This is a genomic window from Paenibacillus sp. GL_099_B, from assembly GCF_057835695.1.
The window spans coordinates 6,451,440-6,472,312 of record NZ_CM174430.1; the positions used below are offsets into that span (position 1 = coordinate 6,451,440).

The window sequence follows — 20,873 nt, forward strand, 5'->3', positions numbered from 1 at the left end:
TAACAGCCAATCCTTATCAAGTGAGTCTGTGAGATTGAACATGGCGTTATAGTTTTAAGTTCATTGGTAGAGCGAAATGGCGGGTTTTAATTTTAGGCTCAGCAACATCATAGATTGCCTGCGATGCCTCGCTTTATATTATTCAGTGGCCCAATACTGCTAATAGACTAACGTTTGGTCAAATCAAATGGCCCGGACGACACCGACTTCCATGCTAGCCTATTTGGAGGCTAGCATCTTGGATGCCTGTCCGAAGGAGATGCCTGTGTAGTAGTGTTTGAGAATCTGGGTCGCGGTGTGACCTTCCTGTGCCATCCCGTTGGCTCCCCACTGGCTCATGCCGACTCCATGACCGTATCCATACGTTGTAATCTGAACCTCATCTCCATCTGTCTTCCAGCTGAACTGGCTGGATCGAAGCCCAAGTAACTTTCGAGCCTCCGGTCCGCTAAACGTTTTACCTGCAATCTGTATCTCCTTGATCCGATGGCCTTCCGTTGTAGACAATACTTCCATCCAACCACCGCTCTGCTGCGCGCTCACAGGGATGGCATTCGCCCCCAGATTCAACTTCTGGAGAATCTCACTGCGCTTCATCGTGATGGTTTCCTCAAAGCCCGGAGCCAGGTTTTTATCCCACGGACTCGCTACACTTTGCAAATAAGGTACAGGGTTCCCCCATACATCCTCTGCATTCTCCGTATAACCATTACTTGTAGAGAAAAAGGATGCGGTAATTGCCTTGCCTTGATATGTCATGATGGAATCCTTGCTTTCGCGGACAGCCTGCTGCAGCTTCTCCCATTCCTTTGCTTTCCCCAGACGCGTCCAGTCCGCTTTCACTTGTTCTGGTGGTATAAATACCTGATGACTCACGGTATCCGTCACATCTGCCTCTCCTGAAGGCACACCGCTTGTATCGCTAGCTGCCAGCCTTCTCACGATAAATGTCCTTGCAGCAATGGCTTGTGCCTTCAGAGCTTCCAATCTGAACTCAGCTGGCATCTCGGCAGCGACTACTCCGGTAACATAATCTTCAAGCGGAAGATTCATCGTTGTACCGGTTGCGGACAGGTACACCCTTACTTGCGGTTCAGGGTAGGTAACGGGTACAGCTGGTGAAGGTGCTGGAGTCGTTACACTGCCTGTACCTGATGGGACAGGGATCGGTTTAACAGGATCATCCGTCCGCGGCCAGACCAGAATGGCGGGGATCAACAGCGCAAGCGCCAGCACTGCCGATACAGCCGCTGCCGGCTGCCAGCGAGTATTGTTCTTGCCCCATCTGCGGCCTCGGCCGAACGTACGCATTCGGCGGCGCTTCACACGACGAAACTGGTCTAATTCAATGACAGGCATGTGTATTCGTGCCCCAGTGTGTTGAGCTGACTCCGGTTTCGAGCCAGGCCGTCTAGCAGATTGTGTTATGGGTTCATCTGGAACAGTTCTAATGTTCATTGAAGCAAGCTTGTCTTTTTCCACACCGAAACCAGCAATCTCCTCTGGCTCCTTCACTAGTGGACGAGGGACAAGAGGTACCTTAACCTGCACACGGGCTTCTTTCATTTTGATATAACCCTCCGTTGTCCATGGCCGGTCAAGCGCCGGTCCTTTTGTTCAAATCCATAGTTTAGGGTATGTGCTGGGCGGATCTGATAGAACCTGATTTAAGAGAAACGAAGGCATTCCATATGTGGCGATTTCCAACTTACTCCTGCTATGTATTAATGAAAAACGTTGATCTGTCGCGGTATCCGGTTCCATAAGGTACCACCCGTTCCTCAAAAAGCATGCTCTTTCATTTGTTCAGAATTGGTACAGAATAGGATGTTATGCTATATAAGTTAGGACCAGCTATTAATAGAATCAGGTACTGATTCAATGGATCGTTGAACACAAAAAAAAGCCAAGCCAGATGGCTTAGCTTTTGATCTGAATTTAAATGACAGCACGCATGCTCTCGTATCCGCAATATACAATGATGTGTGATTCATATTAGAGAGCAACGCCTATTGTCCAATTCGATGTTATGCCCAGGTCGGTTGTACTTTGAACAGCGGTACTTCTTCCCCGACTTTTTCATTCGATGCTTTAACTGCATCCAGCTTAGGCTCTTCAACCGAAATACGATAAATATCGGCTCCAAGTCCGTTAAGCTTCTCAGCGAGATGTACGTAGCCACGGTCGATGTGATGAACACCGCCCACTTCCGTTGTACCTTCAGCAACAAGACCCGCGATAATAAGTGCGGCACCCGCACGCAAATCGGTAGCTGTTACTTTGGCACCCTTCAGCTTGGCATTGCCCGTGATGATGGACGAACGTCCTTCAACTTTGATCTCCGCATTCATCAATTGGAATTCATCCACATGCATGAAGCGATTTTCAAAAACAGTCTCTGTTACAACACTGGTTCCCTCAGAGGCAAGCAAGAGCGCCATCATTTGGGATTGCATATCTGTAGGGAAGCCTGGGTATGGTAATGTCTTCACATCCACAGCCTTGAGCGGACGATCCGCAATAACGCGAACGCCATTCTCGTCAGGATGAATGGTTACACCCATCTCTTCCAGCTTCGCAATAACAGAACCCAAGTGGTCTGAAATCGCACCTTCGATATACACATCACCACCGGAAATTGCAGCAGCAGCCATATAGGTACCTGCTTCAACCCGATCCGGAATAACGGTGTGCTTCACGCCAGACAGCTTCTCCACACCTTCGATACGGATGACTCCTGTTCCGGCACCCCGTACTTTGGCACCCATTCCATTAAGGAAATTGGCAAGATCCACGATTTCTGGTTCTTTTGCCGCGTTCTCCAGAACAGTTACACCTTCAGCCAATGTTGCAGCCATCATAATATTTTGAGTGGCACCTACGGAAGCCACATCCAGATAAATTTTCGCGCCACGCAACCGTCCTTGGCTACGAGCTTCTATATAGCCTTGGCCCAAGCTGATCTCAGCGCCCATGGCTTCAAAACCTTTCAAATGCTGATCAATAGGTCGTGTACCGATGGCACATCCACCAGGAAGCGAAATTCTTGTATGACCCATACGTGTCAACAATGGCCCCATGACCAGAAAAGACGCCCGCATTTTACTTACCCATTCATACGGTGCCTCACAGGAAGTAAGTTTCTCCGCATTTACGGTAATCACTTCGTCCCGGTATGTAACACCCGCTCCCAGCGATTCCAACACCTTGTTAATCGTCATCACATCGTCTAGAGGAGGAGCGTCAATAATAACGCTTTGTCCTTCTTCCCCTAAGAGAGAGGCAGCGATGATCGGAAGAACAGAATTTTTAGCGCCGCTAACTTTGACACTTCCGGTCAACCTTTTGCCACCGCGGACGATAAATTTGCTCATCATGGTTCCCTCCGCGCTTTTATTCCCTTTTCTTCATTCCGGAATACGTGAGCCCTTCTGTAATAGAAAAGACTGTTGCTGTGTGTGGAATTTCGACATAGCCTGGCAAATAATGCCCTTGATGTCTATTCAGAAAAGAATTGGTTTATAATCCATATCGATGATACCACGTGCGTTGCATGATGCCCTCCGACTTGTAAATATAATGCCTTACAGGCCAGCAAGCATCTGAACAGACAGATTGGGATGATTATTAGCCGGATTCAACCGGATATCCCGTTTATAACCACAAAATAAGTGAACAATTGTGAATTCCCTAACTTCCATCATAACATTGTTGAATTGTACGATACAAGCATTTTTACATAAAACATCTCAAATTCATCCAATTCCACGTCACACTTTTTTCTTAATTCCTTTGCCGACAACTCATACTCTAATTGTTAACACAATTAATCGATGTTATTCGACATTGCACTGCTTGAAGAACCTAACAGATGATTAACCAACCATCTCAACATTAAAACAAATGGCGCAACATTTGTGTCCATGACAAATAGTCAATGACAAAGCCTGAAACAGCATGCCCAAGTATAATGGCCAACAGTAAATGTAACAGTCTTCCCTGTGCTCCTCGTGGCTGCCTGATGATTAAATCCAGTTTGAGATTCTGCAAAGCCCACCACGACAACGCTATACATAAAAGAGAGACGATAATCGAGACTAAGCCATTCGTACTTAATGTCTGGTTCAACTGATTCGTCAGGTCAGTATCCATATATTCATTACCTCCACATTTGTTGCAGCGATCAGCATAATTATGCCTGGCATCCATAACTTGTTAGAACAATGGAATGACTTGAACACAACACACTGAGCCTACTGTCAGACTTACTCCTGCAATACAGGAAATCTGGATGCCCAATCACGGAGTAGCAACAATCTGGCTGTGAATGACTATGGAATTCATCAACGCAGCTTCCTGCATCTGCTGACTCTATGGAATATAGGCTCTTTCATCATACATTGTCAATTACATTGATTTCCACTTCGATAATATTTTAAATTCAAAATGCCGGGATTTTGTGACTAAAACGACATAAAAGAGCGTTATTTCGATATCGATCCTGTCATTTCCTCGGAAATAATTTGGATTTCCGTCGTTAAAAATGGTTCCAACAGTGATCATTATCGCCACGACTTTAGTCCTACATTCTATTCAACTGCCCATAAACGGTGAATACAATTAACTTTATTTGCCGTTAAATCAAGTGCTTCAACCGAAGAAAATGTCCATATATTTTACTGTAACTGGAAAAGATAACGTTCCGAAAACTCAAAAAAGCCCGGCAGACTAAGCCGCCAGGCTCCAAAGAATAGTTTATTTGCCGTATACGTTGATCCGGTTAACCGCTTTTTGCAGAGCAATCTCTGCCCGGCGATGATCAAAATGGTCCTGATTGCTTTGGCTGCCGAGACGGCGTTCTGCCCGCTCTTTCGCCGCACGCGCACGGTCCACATCGATATTTTCTGGGAACTCGGCACTTTCTGCGAGGACAACTACCTTATCTTTACGGACTTCGATAAACCCGCCACCAATAGCGACGCGTTTGTTTTCTTTTCCGTTTTTGATATAGATCGGTGCGATCTGCAAAGGTGTAACCATAGGGATATGGCCTGGCAGAATGCCCAGCTCCCCTTCAATACCACGAGCCGTGATACTATCCACTTGTTCTGAATATACCAAACGCTCAGGTGTTACGATTTCCAACAAAAAGGTGCTCAATTCCATCCCTCCTGAAACTATCCGAAGGATAGCTCGCTTCATAAGGACAATCCTGGATTCAGATTATACCAGTGTTTTGGCTTTCTCCACTGCCTCTTCAATCGTACCCACGAAGAGGAAAGCTGCTTCCGGAAGATCGTCGTACTTGCCTTCGAGAATTTCTTTAAAGCTGCGCACCGTTTCTTTAACCGGAACGTATTTACCCGGAATACCGTTAAATGCTTCAGCAACGTGGAAAGGCTGGGACAAGAAACGTTGAATCTTACGAGCACGGTAAACGAGCGCTCTGTCTTCCTCACTCAACTCGTCCATACCGAGAATCGCAATAATATCCTGCAATTCATTGTAACGCGCCAAGATGCGTTTAACGCCTTGAGCTACGTTGTAATGCTCTTCGCCTACAACTTCAGGGGACAAGATCCGGGAGCTGGATGCCAACGGATCTACCGCAGGATAGATACCCATCTCGGAAATTTTACGCTCCAGGTTCGTCGTTGCATCCAAGTGAGCAAACGTCGTTGCTGGAGCCGGGTCAGTATAGTCATCCGCAGGCACGTAGATGGCCTGGATGGATGTTACGGAACCTTTTTTGGTCGAAGTGATACGTTCTTGCAGTTGACCCATTTCCGTTGCCAGCGTTGGTTGGTAACCTACCGCGGAAGGCATACGTCCGAGCAAGGCAGATACTTCTGAACCTGCTTGGGTGAAACGGAAGATGTTATCGATAAAGAGCAACACGTCACGGCCTTCTTCATCACGGAAGTATTCCGCCATGGTCAGACCTGTGAGGGCTACACGAAGACGTGCGCCTGGAGGCTCGTTCATTTGTCCGAAGACCATTGCTGTTTTGTTGATAACGCCGGAATCACTCATCTCGTGATACAAGTCATTACCTTCACGTGTACGCTCACCAACACCTGCGAATACGGAGATACCGCCGTGTTCCTGTGCGATGTTGTTGATCAATTCCTGAATCGTTACGGTTTTACCTACACCGGCACCACCGAAGAGACCGATTTTACCACCTTTGGCGTAAGGAGCCAACAAGTCGATAACTTTGATTCCTGTCTCCAGCATTTCAGCCTGGGTAGTCAGTTCATCAAATGCAGGAGCCGAGCGGTGAATCGGATTTTTATGTGCAGCAGCTACAGTGCCGCCAGTATCAATAGCTTCGCCGAGTACGTTAAATACACGACCCAGTGTTGCTTCCCCAACAGGTACAGAGATTGGAGCTCCTGTATCTACGGCTTCCATACCACGAACGAGTCCGTCCGTGGAGGACATCGCGATACAACGTACCCGGTTGTCACCCAGATGTTTCGAAGCTTCGAGTGTCAGATTCACACTTACGCCGCTTTCGCTTACTGTAGTGATCGTAATGGCATTGAGGATTTCCGGCAGACCGCCGCGATCAAACTCGACGTCAACAACCGGACCCATGATGCTCACAACGCGTCCTTTGTTCATCTTAACGTTCCCCTCCTACAAGCCTGCTAGTTTTGCAGAAATAAAGTTCCGTTCTCTGTTATCTCTGCACTGCAAGCCTTCATTAATAAAAAACGGTTAGCCTTGTGCTGCGTTGGCACCTGCTACAATTTCCGTAATCTCCTGCGTAATCGCCGCTTGACGGGCACGGTTATAGGTCAATGACAATTCGTTAATCATTTTGGATGCATTTTTGGTTGCATTACCCATCGCCGTCATTTTCGCGCCTAGCTCACTCGCCTTACCGTTCAAAAGCGCACCATAGATCAGCGTCTCCGCGTAACGCGGAAGCAAAACCTCCAGTACAGCCTCAGCAGACGGCTCGTATTCGTAGCTTGCCGTTGGTCCTTCCGCAGCAGTTACCTCAGGTGTTTCCATCGGAAGAAGTTTTTCTACCGTAGGAATCTGGGTCAACGCATTCACAAAGCGGTTATAACAAATGTACAATTCATCAAACTCAGCCAGCTCAAACCCATGAACAGCTTCATGTGCGATGGATTTGATATCTGCAAATGAAGGCGAATCCGACAGATCCGTTGTTGTGGATGCCATCGCCATTTCACGACGTTTGAAGTAATCTCGTCCTTTACGTCCAATGACGAACAATTCGTAGTCATCCTGAGAGTTGTGGCGCTCTTTGAGCGTCTGATTAACCTGACGCAAAACGTTCGCATTGTATCCACCTGCAAGACCACGGTCCGATGTAATGATCAGGTAAGCTGTCTTTTTGACCGGACGGCTCTCCAGCATCGGATGCTGTATGCCTTGCGTGCTTGATGCAATACTAGCTACAACTTCTTTCAGTTTCTCCGAATAAGGACGGGCTGCTTCCGCTTTTTCCTGCGCTTTACGCAGTTTTGCAGCAGCTACCATCTCCATTGCTTTGGTGATCTGCTTGGTGCTTTGTACGCTTTTAATTTGCCGCTTAATTTCGCGCATGCCTTTTGCCATGATTTCACCACCTCAAAACTTTGGCAAAGCCAAAGTTACTTCGTAAGCATCACCACTAGTTTTGACAGAGTCAAAACTACATCGTAAGCATCATCTTTTTTGATAGATCAAAGTTATACATGCAGACATGCGGAATCGGTTAAACAACTCCGCAACTGCATATCATCTATTTAGACGGAGACAGAAAAGCTCTTTCTGAACTTCTCGATAGCGCCCTTCAGAGCATTCTCGTTGTCTGCAGTCAATTCTTTAGTATCACGGATGGATTGAAGAATCTCAGGATGGCTGCTCTCCATGAACGCAAGGAATTCTTGTTCAAAACGAGTCACATCACCTGTAGGAATTTCATCCAGGAATCCTTTAACCGCTGTGTACAAGCTGACTACCTGTTGTTCTACAGGCAAAGGCTGGTTCACACCCTGTTTCAGGATTTCCATCATACGAGCACCACGATTCAGGCGAGCCTGAGTCGCTTTATCCAGATCGGAACCGAACTGGGAGAACGCTTGAAGCTCACGATATTGAGCGAGGTCGAGACGCAGGGAACCTGCAACCTTTTTCATCGCTTTGATCTGAGCAGAACCACCAACACGGGATACGGAGATACCTACGTTGATCGCCGGGCGTTGTCCAGCATTGAACAAGTCAGCTTCCAAGAAGATTTGTCCGTCCGTAATGGAGATTACGTTCGTCGGAATGTAAGCAGATACGTCGGAAGCTTGTGTTTCAATGAACGGCAGTGCGGTTAAAGAACCACCACCAAGCTCATCATTCAGCTTCGCTGCACGCTCCAGCAAGCGGGAGTGCAAGTAGAAGACATCACCCGGATAAGCCTCACGACCCGGTGGACGGCGAAGAAGCAAGGAGAGTTCACGATATGCGGAAGCTTGTTTGGTCAAATCATCGTAGATAACCAAAACGTGCTCACCTTTGTACATAAAGTACTCACCCATCGAACAACCGGAATACGGTGCGATGTACAACAGTGGTGATGGATCAGATGCTGCCGCAGTTACAACAATCGTGTACTCCATTGCGCCTTTACGACGAAGAGTTTCTACGACTTGTGCAACTGTAGATTGTTTTTGACCGATAGCAACATAGATACATTTCATGCCGCTGCCTTTTTGGTTCAGGATAGCATCAATCGCGATTGATGTTTTACCTGTTTGACGGTCACCGATGATCAACTCACGTTGTCCGCGACCGATTGGTACCATTGCGTCAATAGCCTTGATCCCTGTTTGCATCGGCTCATGAACCGATTTACGATCCATTACGCCTGGTGCTTTACCTTCAACCGGACGGAATTCCGTTGTAGCGATTGGCCCTTTGCCATCCACTGGAATACCGAGCGGGTTAACAACGCGTCCAATCAATGCTTCGCCAACAGGCACTTGCATGATTTGACCAGTACGTTTTACTTGGTCGCCTTCACGAATATCATAGTAAGGTCCCAGGATAACGACACCGACGTTGCTCTCTTCCACGTTCATGGCGAGTCCCATAACACCGCTTGGGAATTCAACCAACTCGTTGGACATTACGTTCTCAAGTCCGTATACACGAGCGATACCATCACCGACCTCAATAACTGTCCCGACTTCGACTACATCGATATCGGTTTTGTATTGTTCGATCTGGCTCTTAATTAATGTACTGATTTCTTCTGGTTTGATACTCAAGTGTCCTCACCCCAATCTACTGTACTCGTCTGTTAAAAGACTGCTCAAGACGTTCGAGCTTGCCAGCCAAGCTGCCGTCATAGATCGTATCGCCAATGGCGACTTTCAATCCGCCCAGCAGAGTCGGATCAACAAAATTCTCGATACGAATCTTTTTATTCACACGGCCACCGAATTCACGGGCAACCGCTTCTTTTTCTTCATCATTCAATGCATAAGTCGAGTAGACGCGCGCATCAGCTATGCCGAGCGAAACGCCTTGGATCTTCAGATAATCATTCAGCAGAGCTTCCAGCAATTCAACGCGTCCGCGCTCAATCAACAGCAGGACGGTGCGAAGGACAGGGTCAGACACCTTGCCATCAAGGCTTGAATGAATTACCTGCTGCTTGGCTTCCTCAGAGATGTTGGGAGATACGATAAATTTTTCGATATCAGCATCCCCGGTCAATGCACTGACAACCGCACGCAGTTCCTGTTCAACTTCAAGTACCTGCTGCTGCTGAAGAGCAACTTCGAACAATGCTTTCGCATAACGCTTGGCAACAATCGTATCGCGGCTCATTGTCGGCCTCCTACCTCATTGAGGTATTGGTTCACAAGTTCCTCTTGTGCAGGACCGTTCTCAACTTCTTTTTTGATCAGCTTGGAAGCGATTTGAACGGAAGCTGTACCCAGTTCGCTGCGAAGCGCTGCGACCGCTTTGTTCTTCTCACTCTCAATCTCACGTACAGCATCGTCTTTGAGACGATTAGCTTCCGCTTTCGCATCAGCCAGGATCGATTCGGCTTGTTTGCCGCCCGTTTGTTTGGACTGTTCAATGATGTCGTAAGCATCTTTGCGCGCTTGCTCCAGAGCCTGTTTTTGTTCCTCCACATAGGCAATGGCCTGTTCCCGAGTCTGCGCAGCCTCATTCATCTGCGTCATCACGAGTTCACGACGTTTTTCCATAATGGAGAACAAAGGACCGAAAGCATAACGGCTAAGCAGCCAATATAAAATTACAAATGCAATCATCGCAAGAAGCGTATTTTCCCATATGAAACTCAATCTGTTCACTCCTTCCTGGAGGTATCCTTGAAACCATCATCCACTAGCGCGGACATTACCTAAAAAGAAGGCGCGGATGGCTATGGCCTTCCCCGCCAAACCTGTATCAATTTAATTAAGCCATACCGTAGAACATGAACGCGAGTACCACACCGATGATCGGCAATACTTCGATCAGACCTACACCAATAAACATTGTTGTTTGAAGAGTGGATTTTGCTTCCGGTTGACGGGCAATACCTTCCACCGTTTTGCTGATTACCATACCGTTACCAATACCTGCGCCAAACGCGCCCAGTCCTGCAACAATTGCTGCTGCGATTAATGCCATTGCTCCCATTTGTATATCCTCCTTAAAATTATAAATCGAATTTTTATTGTTCAGCCTGGTGAAGAAATCTTCGTAGGGCTTGAAACTTAATGTTCTTCATGCGTCTCGATGCTCTGTGAAATGTACACCATCATCAAGATTACAAATACAAATGCCTGAATCGCACCGATAAAGATACTAAAGCCCTGCCACACCATAAGCAACGGAATCGCTGCAATGGCACCAAACACTTTGAACGTGGTCAGCTTCAGGATTGTTGTAATCAGTACCTCGCCCGCGAAGATATTCGCGAACAAACGCATTCCGTGTGTTAGCAGCTTGGATGCCGTCTCTATCAGGTTGATCGGCAAGAACAAGGCGAACGGTTTAAGATAATGCTGGAGATATCCTCTTGTGTTACGGAATAATCCGAGTCCATGAGATACCAGGAATGCTACTAGTGCCAGTCCCATCGTTACAGACAAGTCGGCTGTCGGTGATTTCCACCAAGCCAGTTCAACGTGTGGATGTGCTTCAGGGTCCTTGGCATGCGCTTCGTTAAACGCATCAACAGCAGTGACAATCGGTTGATTGAACACCTGCGCCTGACTAACCTCCGTAACTTCAGTAACCGCCTGAAACGGAAGACCTAGCATATTACCTACAAAAATGAACATAATCATGGAAAGAGCGAGAGAGATAAAATGTTTCCCTTTCTTCATATCCATCGTGCTGGAAATCAGATTGCGGACGAATTCTACTGCCCACTCCATAAAATTTTGCAGCTTGCCGGGATTTTCAACGGATAATCTCCGAGTTGCCAGTACAGCAAAAATAAAAACAAGTGCACCTGTAACAACCAGCATCAACAGAACCGATAGATCCAGTCGAAATCCGCCAAGCATAATAATTGGAGCTTCATGCATATTTTTCTCACCCCTTTCTCGACTTGAAAGCTGCAGCACCTAACATCATTCTGCTCTGCGGGAATAGACGATCCCTATAATCAGTAAGGAAAATTGTGCAATGACCAGACCGCCTGCAACCGCATATGTATTGAAGTACTGCGGAAAGCGCATCGATATGAAGATACCGAGCACTGCGAGTGCCGCTCTTGTCAAAAATCCCAGGTTCACACGCTTCAAGTTACCTTCTGCCGCATCATCAGACATTTTCCTTACTTTGAAGCCCAGGTAAAATGCATTGATCCAGCTAATTCCTGTACCCAGGGCCAGTCCCAAAGCAATTGTCTCCACACGTGGCATAAAGGCCGCTGCGAGAAAACAAATCATAAGAAAGTACATGATGAAAACAGTCATCATTCTGCGGTATCTGGTTAGTTCACTCATCACTTTCCCCCATGAATTTTTTCGCGATAAAGTAGATGCTTACGCCGCCTGCTGCCAAAAAAAAGAGAACGCTTACGGCGATCCATATTCCGCTACCCCCGATGGTCTTATCCAACCAGGAGCCAACGTAATATCCGGCAACAGCGAGAATGGCAATCTCGATTCCAAAAGCTGTCACGAGCCCCATTGCTTTCCACACATTATCATCATGGTTACGGGATGAATTTGGTTTGTTCGAATCGGCCATTTTCCACGCCACCCTTGCAATCCCAGTTAATTTTACTGAATGATGAGAGCCTTTGTCAATTGAATGATTTTAGCGTTTTAAAGGGGGAAACGACGGGATTACAGGCCATCAGAGCCCATAAACCCGCGTAAACCGTACAGTTTAACTGTATACTGTACCCTTTATTAATCCATCAGAAAAAATGAATTATTTTTTGAATTTTCTGTGAAATGATTCCGGACGTTCACTATTCACACCAAAATGATGCAAAATCGCATTGACAATTCTTCCCGAAGCATGTCCATCACCATAAGGATTGGCAGCCTGACTCATGCTTGCATACAGTGTTTCGTCTGTAAGCAGAGCTTTGGTCCGCTCATATACACGTTCCTCTTCGGTACCCACCAGCTCCAGTGTTCCAGCCTCAATTCCTTCCGGACGCTCCGTTGTATCCCGAAGGACGAGAACAGGCACCCCAAACGAAGGCGCTTCTTCCTGCAAACCGCCTGAATCTGTCAAAATCAAGTGAGTATGCGGGTAAAAGTTATGCAAGTCCACTACGTCTAGTGGATCAATAAGTTGAATACGGGGGTGATTCCCCAAAATCGCGTGAGCCGGCTCCTTCACAGCAGGACTTAGATGCACCGGATACACGATGGCAATATCCTCGAACTCGTCGGCAATCCGTTTGACGGCCTGGAAAATGTTACGGTGAGGCTCGCCTTGGGATTCACGGCGGTGAGCTGTCATCAACACAAGACGCTTGCCCTGTGCCCAATCTAGTACCGGATGTGTGTAATCCTGCCGTACTGTATATTGAAACACATCTGTTACCGTATTGCCTGTGACATACGTACTAGACTCCGATTTATTTTCTTTGGCAAGGTTTGAAGACGACCAGTCGGTAGGCGCGAAATGCAAGTCAGCAAGCACCCCGGTTAACTGACGGTTCATTTCTTCCGGGTATGGAGAGAGCTTGTTCCACGTTCGAAGGCCCGCTTCCACATGCCCCACCTGGATCTGCTGTAGGAACGCAGCATAGCTGGCTACAAACGTTGTCAGCGTATCACCGTGAACCAACACGATATCCGGCTTTGCTTCACGCAAAACCGGCTCCAGGCCTCCCAGCACACGAATCGTAATTTCATTCAGCGTCTGGCGGTCTTTCATCACATCCAGATCGTAGTCTGGATGAATATCGAATACTTCAAGAACCTGATCCAGCATCTGACGATGCTGTGCAGTTACACAAACGATCGATTCAATAGATTCGGGATGTTTCTGCAGTTCCAAAATAAGCGGAGCCATCTTGATGGCTTCCGGGCGCACCCCGAATATCGTCATGACTTTAATTTTCTTGGACATTGAAGCAAAGCCCCTTTTCTATTCAGCATGCAATATGCTTATTTAGTGCCGTACAGACGGTCTCCTGCATCTCCCAGTCCGGGAACGATATAGCCGTGATCATCCAGACGATCGTCAAGGGCAGCAACGTAGATGTCTACATCCGGATGCGCATCCTGAACAGCTTTTACTCCTTCAGGAGCTGCAACCAGGTTCATCATTTTGATTTGCGTGCAGCCGCGTTTTTTGAGCACGTCAATAGCAGCAATGGCAGAACCGCCAGTTGCCAGCATCGGGTCGATGACAATCAACTGACGCTCTGTAACGTCTGTAGGCAGCTTGGTGTAGTACTCAACCGGTTGCAGGGTTTCCGGGTCACGGAACAAACCTACATGTCCAACTTTTGCTGCCGGCAGCAATTTAACAACACCATCCAGCATCCCAAGGCCCGCACGCAAAATCGGAACCAGCCCAAGCATACGTCCAGAAATTACTTTCCCTTGTGTTTCAGCTACTGGTGTCTGTACATCAATAGTCTCCAGCTCAACATCTCTTGTAATCTCATAAGCCATCAGTGTAGCCACTTCATCCACCAATTCACGAAAATCTTTCGTATTCGTACGCATGTCGCGTATAAACGTCAGTTTGTGTTGAATCAAAGGGTGATCACATATTACTAATTTTCCCATCTAATTTGTCCCTCCGGTATGTTCTTCATGTTCAGCATTACCAAATATGCCTAATCATCATTCATAGGCCCGATAAATCCTGTATATTATATCATCACCTACACCGAATTACACCATCAAAGGGCACTTAATCATTACAGAAAACCGAATCCTATAAAAATAGGACCGGAAACATGAGTCTTCCGGTCCTTTTTGCTCTCGCTGTTATGTCAGTTGAATGTTAAAAAATCTGTAAACACTAATGAAGCTCCGCAAACAGAATGACCTTCTGATCGCTGTTATCCCCAGATTTCTTTGATCCATTAATAAATGGTGGAATTCCGGTGATAAAGGCGAGCGCTACGCTTCTTCAGGTTCTTTCGGTTTGCTCCGTCTGCATGTTTACATTAAGAACATCTCAAATACAAACAGCACGAGCAAGTTTTTTTAGTATTTAAGGTCAGTGTAGAGTGGGAATTGGTCGGTGAGCGCCGTTACTTCTGCACGGGCTTCATCCAATTTGGCTGTATCTTTAGGGTTTTTCAATGTTTTGGCAATAATCTTACCAATGGCTACCATTGCTTCTTCGTTCATACCCCGGGAAGTAGCTGCAGGTGTACCGATACGGATACCGCTCGTTACAAACGGGCTAGTTGGATCAAACGGAATTGCATTTTTGTTCACGGTAATGCCAATGGAATCAAGTACATGCTCGGCTTCTTTACCTGTGATATTCACGCTGCGTGTGTCGATCAGCATCAAGTGGTTGTCTGTACCGCCGGATACGATGTTCAATCCTTCAGCAATCAGCGTTTCAGCCAATACTTGTGCATTTTTTACCACGTTTTGTGCATACGTTTTGAACGAAGGTTGCAGTGCTTCACCGAATGCTACCGCTTTGGAAGCAATCACGTGCATCAAAGGTCCACCTTGGGAACCCGGGAATACCGCTTTATCAATCGCTGCTGCCCAAGCTTTGCGGCACAGAATCATACCACCACGAGGTCCACGCAACGTTTTGTGTGTAGTTGTCGTTACGAAATGCGCATGTGGAACCGGGCTTGGATGCAAGCCTGCAGCTACCAGTCCTGCGATGTGAGCCATATCCACCATGAACAAAGCACCTACATCATTGGCGATGGAAGCAAGCTTTTCAAAATCAATGATACGCGGATATGCACTTGCACCTGCAACGATCATACGAGGGCGATGTTTAAATGCCGCTTTGCGCACTTCATCATAATCAATCAGGAATGTATCTTCTTGTACACCATAAGCCACGAAATTGTACAGCAATCCGGAAGCATTAACCGGGCTACCATGTGTGAGGTGTCCGCCATGCGCAAGGTTCATACCCAGAACGGTATCACCTGGTTTCAAAGCCGCAAGGTATACTGCCATGTTCGCTTGTGCACCGGAGTGAGGTTGAACATTTACATGTTCTGCTCCAAACAGTTCTTTGGCACGATCACGCGCGATATCTTCAACGATATCGACATGCTCACAACCACCGTAGTAACGTTTGCCTGGATATCCTTCAGCGTACTTGTTGGTAAGTACAGATCCCATTGCCTCAATAACCGCTTCGCTTACGATGTTCTCGGACGCGATCAGCTCAATGTTGTTTTGTTGACGTTTCAGTTCAAGATTCATCGCTTCCAGTACTGCCGGGTCATTCTTGCGCAATTGTTCCATGATTAAATTCCTCCCAGTTTATAAGTGAAGTTATAAAGCGAAATCATGTTTACACGAAAACGGAGAGTGCAACACCAATCTGGAGAAGCAGAGCGTTCGCCTTTATCACCGGATTTCCCCTTATATAAGGGATTCAAAAAAATCTGGGGATAACAGCGATCGAAAGATGGTGATGCAATCGAAGTCAGGAGTGTAACCAATCGTTTCGGTTTATACGTTAGTCACAAAATGTCGAATCTGGTTGCTCTTCCATACGATACACTGCGCGCTCGCCGCCAATCAACTTCGGACGGGTCAATGCTGAAGTTACACGAGCATCACCGATGTAGCGGAGTGCTGTTCGGAAGGGTACTGCCACATGCCGCAAGTGCATGCCAATCATCGTCTCCCCAATATCCAGTCCCGCATGGGCCTGCACATGTTCAGCCAGACATGGATCGGTCAGCGAGCGATACGCTGCGGATGCCATGGAACCACCTGCTTTGGGCACGGGTACTGCACCCACTTCAGTCAATCCAAGACGTGTAAACAGTGAACGCTCCATAACCAGCGCACGGTTCAGGTGCTCACAGCATTGGAATACAACATCAAAACCGAACTCCTGCTGCACCTCGCGTATACCCGCAAGAAGCTGCTGCGCTACTTCAACCGCACCGCTTGTACCAATCCGTTTGCCTGCAACCTCACTTGTACTTGTACCGATCACAACGATCTGTCCAGGTCCAAGCTGTCCGGCAAGCGCCAGTTCACGCAGAATGGATGCGGTCTGTTCATGCAATCCGGGTTGTTCCGAATCTAACTCAATAGTCATCCTATCGCCTCCCGATAAAATCATGCCCGGCTTCCTCTAGGCTGCCCTTGGTATTCATGCATGGCATTTCAGGTACTATTATAGCGAATAATCAGATGAAAGACGAAAAAAAGAGCAGTCTGCGGGTAACGCAGAATTGCTCTTTTGCCCAGGCGACCGGCCGTTTGTTCCGGTGCTCCATCGTGGTTATGCCCACTTCGTCGCCAGTTACACCGGATCCCTGTTTTCCCATTCATCATAAAACAACCTGCGTCTAAAATCAACGGGTAATTTACATCCCGTGTCCGTTTTTATATGGAAGTCCATCGTTAGCTGCGACTGATTAAACGATTCAAATTAATCCAGCTTGTCCAAAAGTCTGTCGAGCGCAGTCCGGATCTCTGCCGCGGCTATGTTGTAATCGTCACGACTTCCGCCAAACGGGTCCGAAATATCAAAGCTCGGAATGCGTTGTCTGATCTCGATCGCCCGCTCCCGTTCAGACGCCAAAATTGCCTGACCGAGCGCACGCTTCATCTCCAATGTCGCGAACAGGCTGTCCAGTTCCTGAAGATCATTCAGAACTTGCTCGTCATTTTCCACATACTCTTTCAAGGTATATGTCTTGTGTACCGAGTCAGGAAAAACCTGCATGACATGCTGTTTATGACTACGTGTCAACGTGAGAATCAGATCGGCCCAACCGACCAGGTTCGAGCTAAGGAGCGTCGAATGCGGTGGTCCCTCAACGTTGTGATCCTTTAATACAGCCTCAGCATGACGGGAAATCGGCATGCCCGTAGTTGCGGCTACACCTGCGGAACGAACGTCCACCTGAATGCCCCGCTCAGACGCCAGTTTACGTAAAAGTCCCTCCGCCATGGGGCTGCGGCATGTATTCCCTGTACATACAAACAAAATATGTTTCATTGTGGTTAGCCTCCCCATTTTGCAAATGTTGTCGAATCATGTTTGAAACTCAATCTGAACCAACGAACCTCTTAACTATATATTGAAGACTGCACTAGGCTGTAATCATGGTTAACGTCGTTTTTTAAAATATAAACAAAAGTCCAAAAGCGAGCAAGATCGCTCCGCCGACCGCTTCACCGTAATCCCCCATATTTTGGCTTACACGCCGGCCCAACAGCAGACCCATAACGGACATTGCGCCACCACAGACACCAAAAGCCAGTACCGTTAATACCAAATCACTGCTGAACATGCCGAGCGAGACTCCAACGGAAAACGAATCCACACTGACACTCAGTGAGAACAGAATCACACCGAGCAGAGATCGATGATCCACCAGTTTGGTGTCTCCCTCCCGGAAAGCGTTCAAGATCATATGGGCACCGAGCAGGACCAGCAGACCGCCAGCTGCATACGTCGTAATGTCACCAAGCAGGGAACTGACGTATTTGCCCGTATACATGCCGATGAGCGGCATGATGATGTGAAACAGGGCAGTAACGGTACTGATTCGCAATACGTCTCTCAGACGAATGCCCTTCATGCCAATCCCAATGCCGAGTGAGAACGCGTCGAGTCCGAGAGCGACGGCCATAATCAAAATGGTTACCAACTGCCCTACATGGGCAGACACATCCCACATCCCCATACCCCCAAGTCACGTAAAGGTTCTTGTACACCATATGCGGACAAGGACATAAACATAACCTGAGAAGACTTTTGCATTCCTACCATTCAAAAAAAAGGAATAGTAAGTCGTGGCTAGAGGGCGGGTGCCAGAGGAAAATGTTCATAGCGATATTATGGGAAAACGGGAGCTATCGGTTACCGACCTGTATGAGTCGGTGACCTGCCGCCTTGAGCAGCCGATTCATGACGGCTGCTCCCAGCCCGTCGCGCGAGCAGGCTTCGGCCAAAATATATGTGGCCCCCTGCTCATCGCAGCTGCGCAGCGCGGCGTACAGCCGGCGCGCTGCTTCCTCCAGCTCGCTGGCTTCGCCCAGCGAGAACACGGCATCGGCGCGGTACTGCTCCGCGTGCTCGGCGAACGCCAGCACCGCGGTGCGCTCCCCGCGCTGCGCCGCCTCTGCGAGGGCGGCGCTGATCCAGGCCGCCACCGCTGCGGGCGGCCCCTCCACCACGCACAGCGCACCTGCAGGCGCGTAATGCGTGTACTTCATGCCCGGCGAGCGCGGCGCCGGGCTGTCATCGCCACCGGGCCCCTCGGCGAGCAGCGCCGGGTCCGTGGCGACACGGGCGGCAACGGCGGACAGCTGTTCCGCCGTAATGCCGCCAGGGCGCAGGATGGTGACGGTACCGTCGTCACCGACCTGCACCACCGTGGACTCGACGCCCACCCCGGTGGGGCCGCCGTCCACGATGCCGCCGATGCGGCCTGCCAGATCCTCGCGCACATGTGCTGCGAGTGTCGGGCTTGGCCGCCCGGAGCGGTTGGCGCTCGGCGCGGCGACCGGGCATTCCGCCGCCGCGATCAACTGCAAGGCCACCGGATGATCCGGCATCCGCACGGCCACCGTGTCCAAACCGGCGGTAACCCGCGGGGATACCGCCCCTCGCCTAACCGGCAGCACAAGCGTAAGCGGCCCTGGCCAGAAGGCCGTCATCAGCACCTCCGCTGTGCCATTCACTTCCGTGACCAGTGAATCCAACTGGTCACGCTGTGCAATATGCACAATCAGCGGATTGTCCGAAGGCCGCCCCTTGGCTGCAAATACAGCTTCCACCGCAGCTGTATTGCGAGCATCTGCACCCAGACCGTATACCGTCTCGGTCGGGAATGCCACGGTCTGCCCTTGACGAAGACAGGTTGCCGCATCCTGCAAGTCAGCGAGGGCCTGTTTATACGCAATCCCTTTTGCCACGTCATTCTTGTTCTCATTGGTTACCAGTACATTGACATCCCACATACTTGTAACCATTTTCTCTGTACTTTCATCGTTCTCCATGCCTTTCATGGAAGACTGATGCAATTGCTCGTTCTCTCTCGTCATATATCCATCATTCCTAAACTTCAGTAGGGTAGTTAATGCAAGACATTCCGCTTCCGAGATGCCTTCTTCGCTTATGTTTTCTGATTCCTATAATTATAACATATCTGCTTTGCCCAAGGATGCGGTCAGATTCTCCCCAGCGATTAACATCACGAGGTCTTTGACCCGAACCCATAATAAAACAAAAGGGCACTTCCCTGAATCGAAGTCCCCTGATAAAGCTTATATCCAGCAGCATGTTATACAGTTATGCAAACAATCCCGTTACCCAATCCCACAATTTCACCGCCATATCCCACAGGAAGAAACGTGCTTCCGGTGTGGCTGCCTGCACAGATGCTTGTGCGTCCCCAGGCTCTGCGGCAGTTGCAGATGCTGTTGTAGGCTTCGCCAATGCATCACCTGTTCCTGCATCTATGAAGCATAATGGTGGAAACAACACACACCACCAGTTTTGTCCCTCACCTTTTCCCAGTGTTATCCGCACTGCTTCGTAATCTCCAGCCGGATATACGGTACCCCCATATAATTTGGTTGGAAACGGAACAACCCCAAGTTCCACCTGATATGAATAGGTTAAGCCACGATTGGCAAGCTCTTCTCCTACACGATCCTCTATTTCAGATAAATGCTGACGGATGACCCCACGCGCTTCTTCCAGACTTTGCGGATTCTCCAGTTCGGTTACCCACCCATTCATTTGGGCAACGACGGCGTCCCGAATCTCGCGTTTGACCAACTGATCTCCCGCTGCATCCGAGTTTGCGAGAATACGCAAGCGAATGGATTGTTCCGGAATCGCTGTGGCCGCCACAGCTGCATCCGTTTTCTGACCTTCCCACATCATAATAATCATCATAAGACATACAATAATAAGTCCAATTTGTTTCACGATTCTTCTGCTCATTCCGTTCTCCCCCTCGGCTCCCGTGATCAAGATCCCTGTAACTCTCTCATGTCTATCAGTATGCCCGGAAGAGTCGGAAGTAAACCTGCTAGATTACAAATCTACTAAAATTTTATAGGAGGGTAAGACTTAAAATGAAAGGACTATTATCTCGCTCATGAAACTGACGAAAATCAAAGAAGCGCCTGCCTACGGAACGCTTGTCGGCTGGCACTTCTTTGAAAAATCTAAAATTCTAATCTACCTTTGATGTTCCAATTTGGCATGCT

At 48.3% G+C, this 20,873-nt stretch carries 21 protein-coding genes and 1 riboswitch; all 21 genes read right to left on the minus strand.

Going from position 1 to position 20,873, the window contains the following annotated elements:
- Positions 1-219: 219 nt before the first annotated feature.
- Complete coding sequence (gene spoIID, locus AC3ITG_RS29430) at positions 220-1,566, minus strand: stage II sporulation protein D (RefSeq protein ID WP_489252132.1); 1,347 nt, start codon at positions 1,564-1,566, stop codon at positions 220-222.
- 461 nt (positions 1,567-2,027) lie between these two features.
- Entirely contained in the window at positions 2,028-3,374 is a 1,347-nt protein-coding gene (gene murA, locus AC3ITG_RS29435; RefSeq protein ID WP_083678749.1) for a UDP-N-acetylglucosamine 1-carboxyvinyltransferase, read from the minus strand.
- Positions 3,375-3,894: 520 nt separating this feature from the next.
- Positions 3,895-4,152, minus strand: coding sequence for a DUF1146 family protein (locus tag AC3ITG_RS29440; RefSeq protein WP_062321714.1), 258 nt, complete (start codon positions 4,150-4,152; stop codon positions 3,895-3,897).
- A gap of 603 nt (positions 4,153-4,755) precedes the next feature.
- Positions 4,756-5,160 (minus strand): F0F1 ATP synthase subunit epsilon, encoded by a 405-nt coding sequence (locus AC3ITG_RS29445; protein ID WP_413374322.1) that lies wholly within the window; start codon positions 5,158-5,160, stop codon positions 4,756-4,758.
- A gap of 63 nt (positions 5,161-5,223) precedes the next feature.
- A complete protein-coding gene (gene atpD, locus AC3ITG_RS29450; protein WP_413374320.1) occupies positions 5,224-6,627 on the minus strand; it encodes a F0F1 ATP synthase subunit beta in 1,404 nt (467 codons plus the stop codon).
- 96 nt (positions 6,628-6,723) lie between these two features.
- Complete coding sequence (gene atpG, locus AC3ITG_RS29455) at positions 6,724-7,596, minus strand: ATP synthase F1 subunit gamma (protein WP_489252133.1); 873 nt, start codon at positions 7,594-7,596, stop codon at positions 6,724-6,726.
- Between the two features lie 170 nt (positions 7,597-7,766).
- Positions 7,767-9,281 carry a F0F1 ATP synthase subunit alpha gene (gene atpA, locus AC3ITG_RS29460; protein ID WP_076287593.1) on the minus strand — a complete coding sequence of 505 codons (1,515 nt, stop codon included), beginning with the start codon at positions 9,279-9,281 and terminating at the stop codon, positions 7,767-7,769.
- 16 nt (positions 9,282-9,297) lie between these two features.
- Positions 9,298-9,846: a F0F1 ATP synthase subunit delta gene (locus AC3ITG_RS29465; RefSeq protein ID WP_489252134.1), complete on the minus strand. Its 549-nt coding sequence runs from the start codon at positions 9,844-9,846 to the stop codon at positions 9,298-9,300.
- Complete coding sequence (atpF, locus tag AC3ITG_RS29470; protein WP_079350326.1) at positions 9,843-10,331, minus strand: F0F1 ATP synthase subunit B; 489 nt, start codon at positions 10,329-10,331, stop codon at positions 9,843-9,845. Before atpF ends, AC3ITG_RS29465 begins: the two co-directional genes overlap by 4 nt.
- Before the next feature lie 115 nt (positions 10,332-10,446).
- Positions 10,447-10,671, minus strand: a complete 225-nt coding sequence (atpE, locus tag AC3ITG_RS29475) for a F0F1 ATP synthase subunit C (protein ID WP_017691934.1) — start codon at positions 10,669-10,671, stop codon at positions 10,447-10,449.
- A gap of 77 nt (positions 10,672-10,748) precedes the next feature.
- On the minus strand, positions 10,749-11,567 hold the full coding sequence (atpB, locus tag AC3ITG_RS29480) for a F0F1 ATP synthase subunit A (RefSeq protein ID WP_379436641.1): 819 nt from the start codon (positions 11,565-11,567) through the stop codon (positions 10,749-10,751).
- Positions 11,568-11,612: 45 nt separating this feature from the next.
- Complete coding sequence (locus tag AC3ITG_RS29485; protein ID WP_076287590.1) at positions 11,613-11,990, minus strand: ATP synthase subunit I; 378 nt, start codon at positions 11,988-11,990, stop codon at positions 11,613-11,615.
- On the minus strand, positions 11,983-12,237 hold the full coding sequence (locus AC3ITG_RS29490; RefSeq protein WP_076287589.1) for an AtpZ/AtpI family protein: 255 nt from the start codon (positions 12,235-12,237) through the stop codon (positions 11,983-11,985). Before AC3ITG_RS29490 ends, AC3ITG_RS29485 begins: the two co-directional genes overlap by 8 nt.
- A 186-nt stretch (positions 12,238-12,423) precedes the next feature.
- Positions 12,424-13,581, minus strand: a complete 1,158-nt coding sequence (gene wecB / locus AC3ITG_RS29495) for a non-hydrolyzing UDP-N-acetylglucosamine 2-epimerase (protein ID WP_489252135.1) — start codon at positions 13,579-13,581, stop codon at positions 12,424-12,426.
- Between the two features lie 38 nt (positions 13,582-13,619).
- Positions 13,620-14,249 (minus strand): uracil phosphoribosyltransferase, encoded by a 630-nt coding sequence (gene upp, locus AC3ITG_RS29500; protein ID WP_053782842.1) that lies wholly within the window; start codon positions 14,247-14,249, stop codon positions 13,620-13,622.
- A gap of 426 nt (positions 14,250-14,675) precedes the next feature.
- Positions 14,676-15,923, minus strand: coding sequence for a serine hydroxymethyltransferase (gene glyA, locus AC3ITG_RS29505; RefSeq protein ID WP_162842473.1), 1,248 nt, complete (start codon positions 15,921-15,923; stop codon positions 14,676-14,678).
- Between the two features lie 217 nt (positions 15,924-16,140).
- Positions 16,141-16,734, minus strand: a complete 594-nt coding sequence (locus AC3ITG_RS29510; RefSeq protein WP_489252136.1) for a TIGR01440 family protein — start codon at positions 16,732-16,734, stop codon at positions 16,141-16,143.
- 139 nt (positions 16,735-16,873) lie between these two features.
- A riboswitch (ZMP/ZTP riboswitch) is annotated at positions 16,874-16,955 on the minus strand.
- 115 nt (positions 16,956-17,070) lie between these two features.
- Complete coding sequence (locus AC3ITG_RS29515) at positions 17,071-17,643, minus strand: low molecular weight protein arginine phosphatase (RefSeq protein WP_489252137.1); 573 nt, start codon at positions 17,641-17,643, stop codon at positions 17,071-17,073.
- 124 nt (positions 17,644-17,767) lie between these two features.
- Positions 17,768-18,328 (minus strand): manganese efflux pump MntP, encoded by a 561-nt coding sequence (locus AC3ITG_RS29520; protein ID WP_076287585.1) that lies wholly within the window; start codon positions 18,326-18,328, stop codon positions 17,768-17,770.
- Between the two features lie 175 nt (positions 18,329-18,503).
- On the minus strand, positions 18,504-19,613 hold the full coding sequence (locus tag AC3ITG_RS29525) for an L-threonylcarbamoyladenylate synthase (protein ID WP_489254543.1): 1,110 nt from the start codon (positions 19,611-19,613) through the stop codon (positions 18,504-18,506).
- A gap of 331 nt (positions 19,614-19,944) precedes the next feature.
- A complete protein-coding gene (gene spoIIR / locus AC3ITG_RS29530; protein WP_489252138.1) occupies positions 19,945-20,604 on the minus strand; it encodes a stage II sporulation protein R in 660 nt (219 codons plus the stop codon).
- Positions 20,605-20,873: the final 269 nt, after the last annotated feature.

What these genes read in the sequence shown, in the direction of transcription:
- glyA (WP_162842473.1), bottom strand. Translation starts at nt 15,923, where the DNA reads ATGGAACAATTGCGCAAGAATGACCCGGCAGTACTGGAAGCGATGAAT.
- AC3ITG_RS29515 (WP_489252137.1), bottom strand. Translation starts at nt 17,643, where the DNA reads ATGAAACATATTTTGTTTGTATGTACAGGGAATACATGCCGCAGCCCC.
- AC3ITG_RS29465 (WP_489252134.1), bottom strand. Translation starts at nt 9,846, where the DNA reads ATGAGCCGCGATACGATTGTTGCCAAGCGTTATGCGAAAGCATTGTTC.
- AC3ITG_RS29520 (WP_076287585.1), bottom strand. Translation starts at nt 18,328, where the DNA reads ATGTGGGATGTGTCTGCCCATGTAGGGCAGTTGGTAACCATTTTGATT.
- AC3ITG_RS29485 (WP_076287590.1), bottom strand. Translation starts at nt 11,990, where the DNA reads ATGAGTGAACTAACCAGATACCGCAGAATGATGACTGTTTTCATCATG.
- spoIID (WP_489252132.1), bottom strand. Translation starts at nt 1,566, where the DNA reads ATGAAAGAAGCCCGTGTGCAGGTTAAGGTACCTCTTGTCCCTCGTCCA.
- upp (WP_053782842.1), bottom strand. Translation starts at nt 14,249, where the DNA reads ATGGGAAAATTAGTAATATGTGATCACCCTTTGATTCAACACAAACTG.
- AC3ITG_RS29525 (WP_489254543.1), bottom strand. Translation starts at nt 19,613, where the DNA reads ATGTGGGATGTCAATGTACTGGTAACCAATGAGAACAAGAATGACGTG.
- spoIIR (WP_489252138.1), bottom strand. Translation starts at nt 20,604, where the DNA reads ATGAGCAGAAGAATCGTGAAACAAATTGGACTTATTATTGTATGTCTT.
- murA (WP_083678749.1), bottom strand. Translation starts at nt 3,374, where the DNA reads ATGAGCAAATTTATCGTCCGCGGTGGCAAAAGGTTGACCGGAAGTGTC.
- AC3ITG_RS29510 (WP_489252136.1), bottom strand. Translation starts at nt 16,734, where the DNA reads ATGACTATTGAGTTAGATTCGGAACAACCCGGATTGCATGAACAGACC.
- atpB (WP_379436641.1), bottom strand. Translation starts at nt 11,567, where the DNA reads ATGCATGAAGCTCCAATTATTATGCTTGGCGGATTTCGACTGGATCTA.
- atpD (WP_413374320.1), bottom strand. Translation starts at nt 6,627, where the DNA reads ATGAACAAAGGACGCGTTGTGAGCATCATGGGTCCGGTTGTTGACGTC.
- atpE (WP_017691934.1), bottom strand. Translation starts at nt 10,671, where the DNA reads ATGGGAGCAATGGCATTAATCGCAGCAGCAATTGTTGCAGGACTGGGC.
- AC3ITG_RS29490 (WP_076287589.1), bottom strand. Translation starts at nt 12,237, where the DNA reads ATGGCCGATTCGAACAAACCAAATTCATCCCGTAACCATGATGATAAT.
- wecB (WP_489252135.1), bottom strand. Translation starts at nt 13,581, where the DNA reads ATGTCCAAGAAAATTAAAGTCATGACGATATTCGGGGTGCGCCCGGAA.
- atpG (WP_489252133.1), bottom strand. Translation starts at nt 7,596, where the DNA reads ATGGCAAAAGGCATGCGCGAAATTAAGCGGCAAATTAAAAGCGTACAA.
- AC3ITG_RS29440 (WP_062321714.1), bottom strand. Translation starts at nt 4,152, where the DNA reads ATGGATACTGACCTGACGAATCAGTTGAACCAGACATTAAGTACGAAT.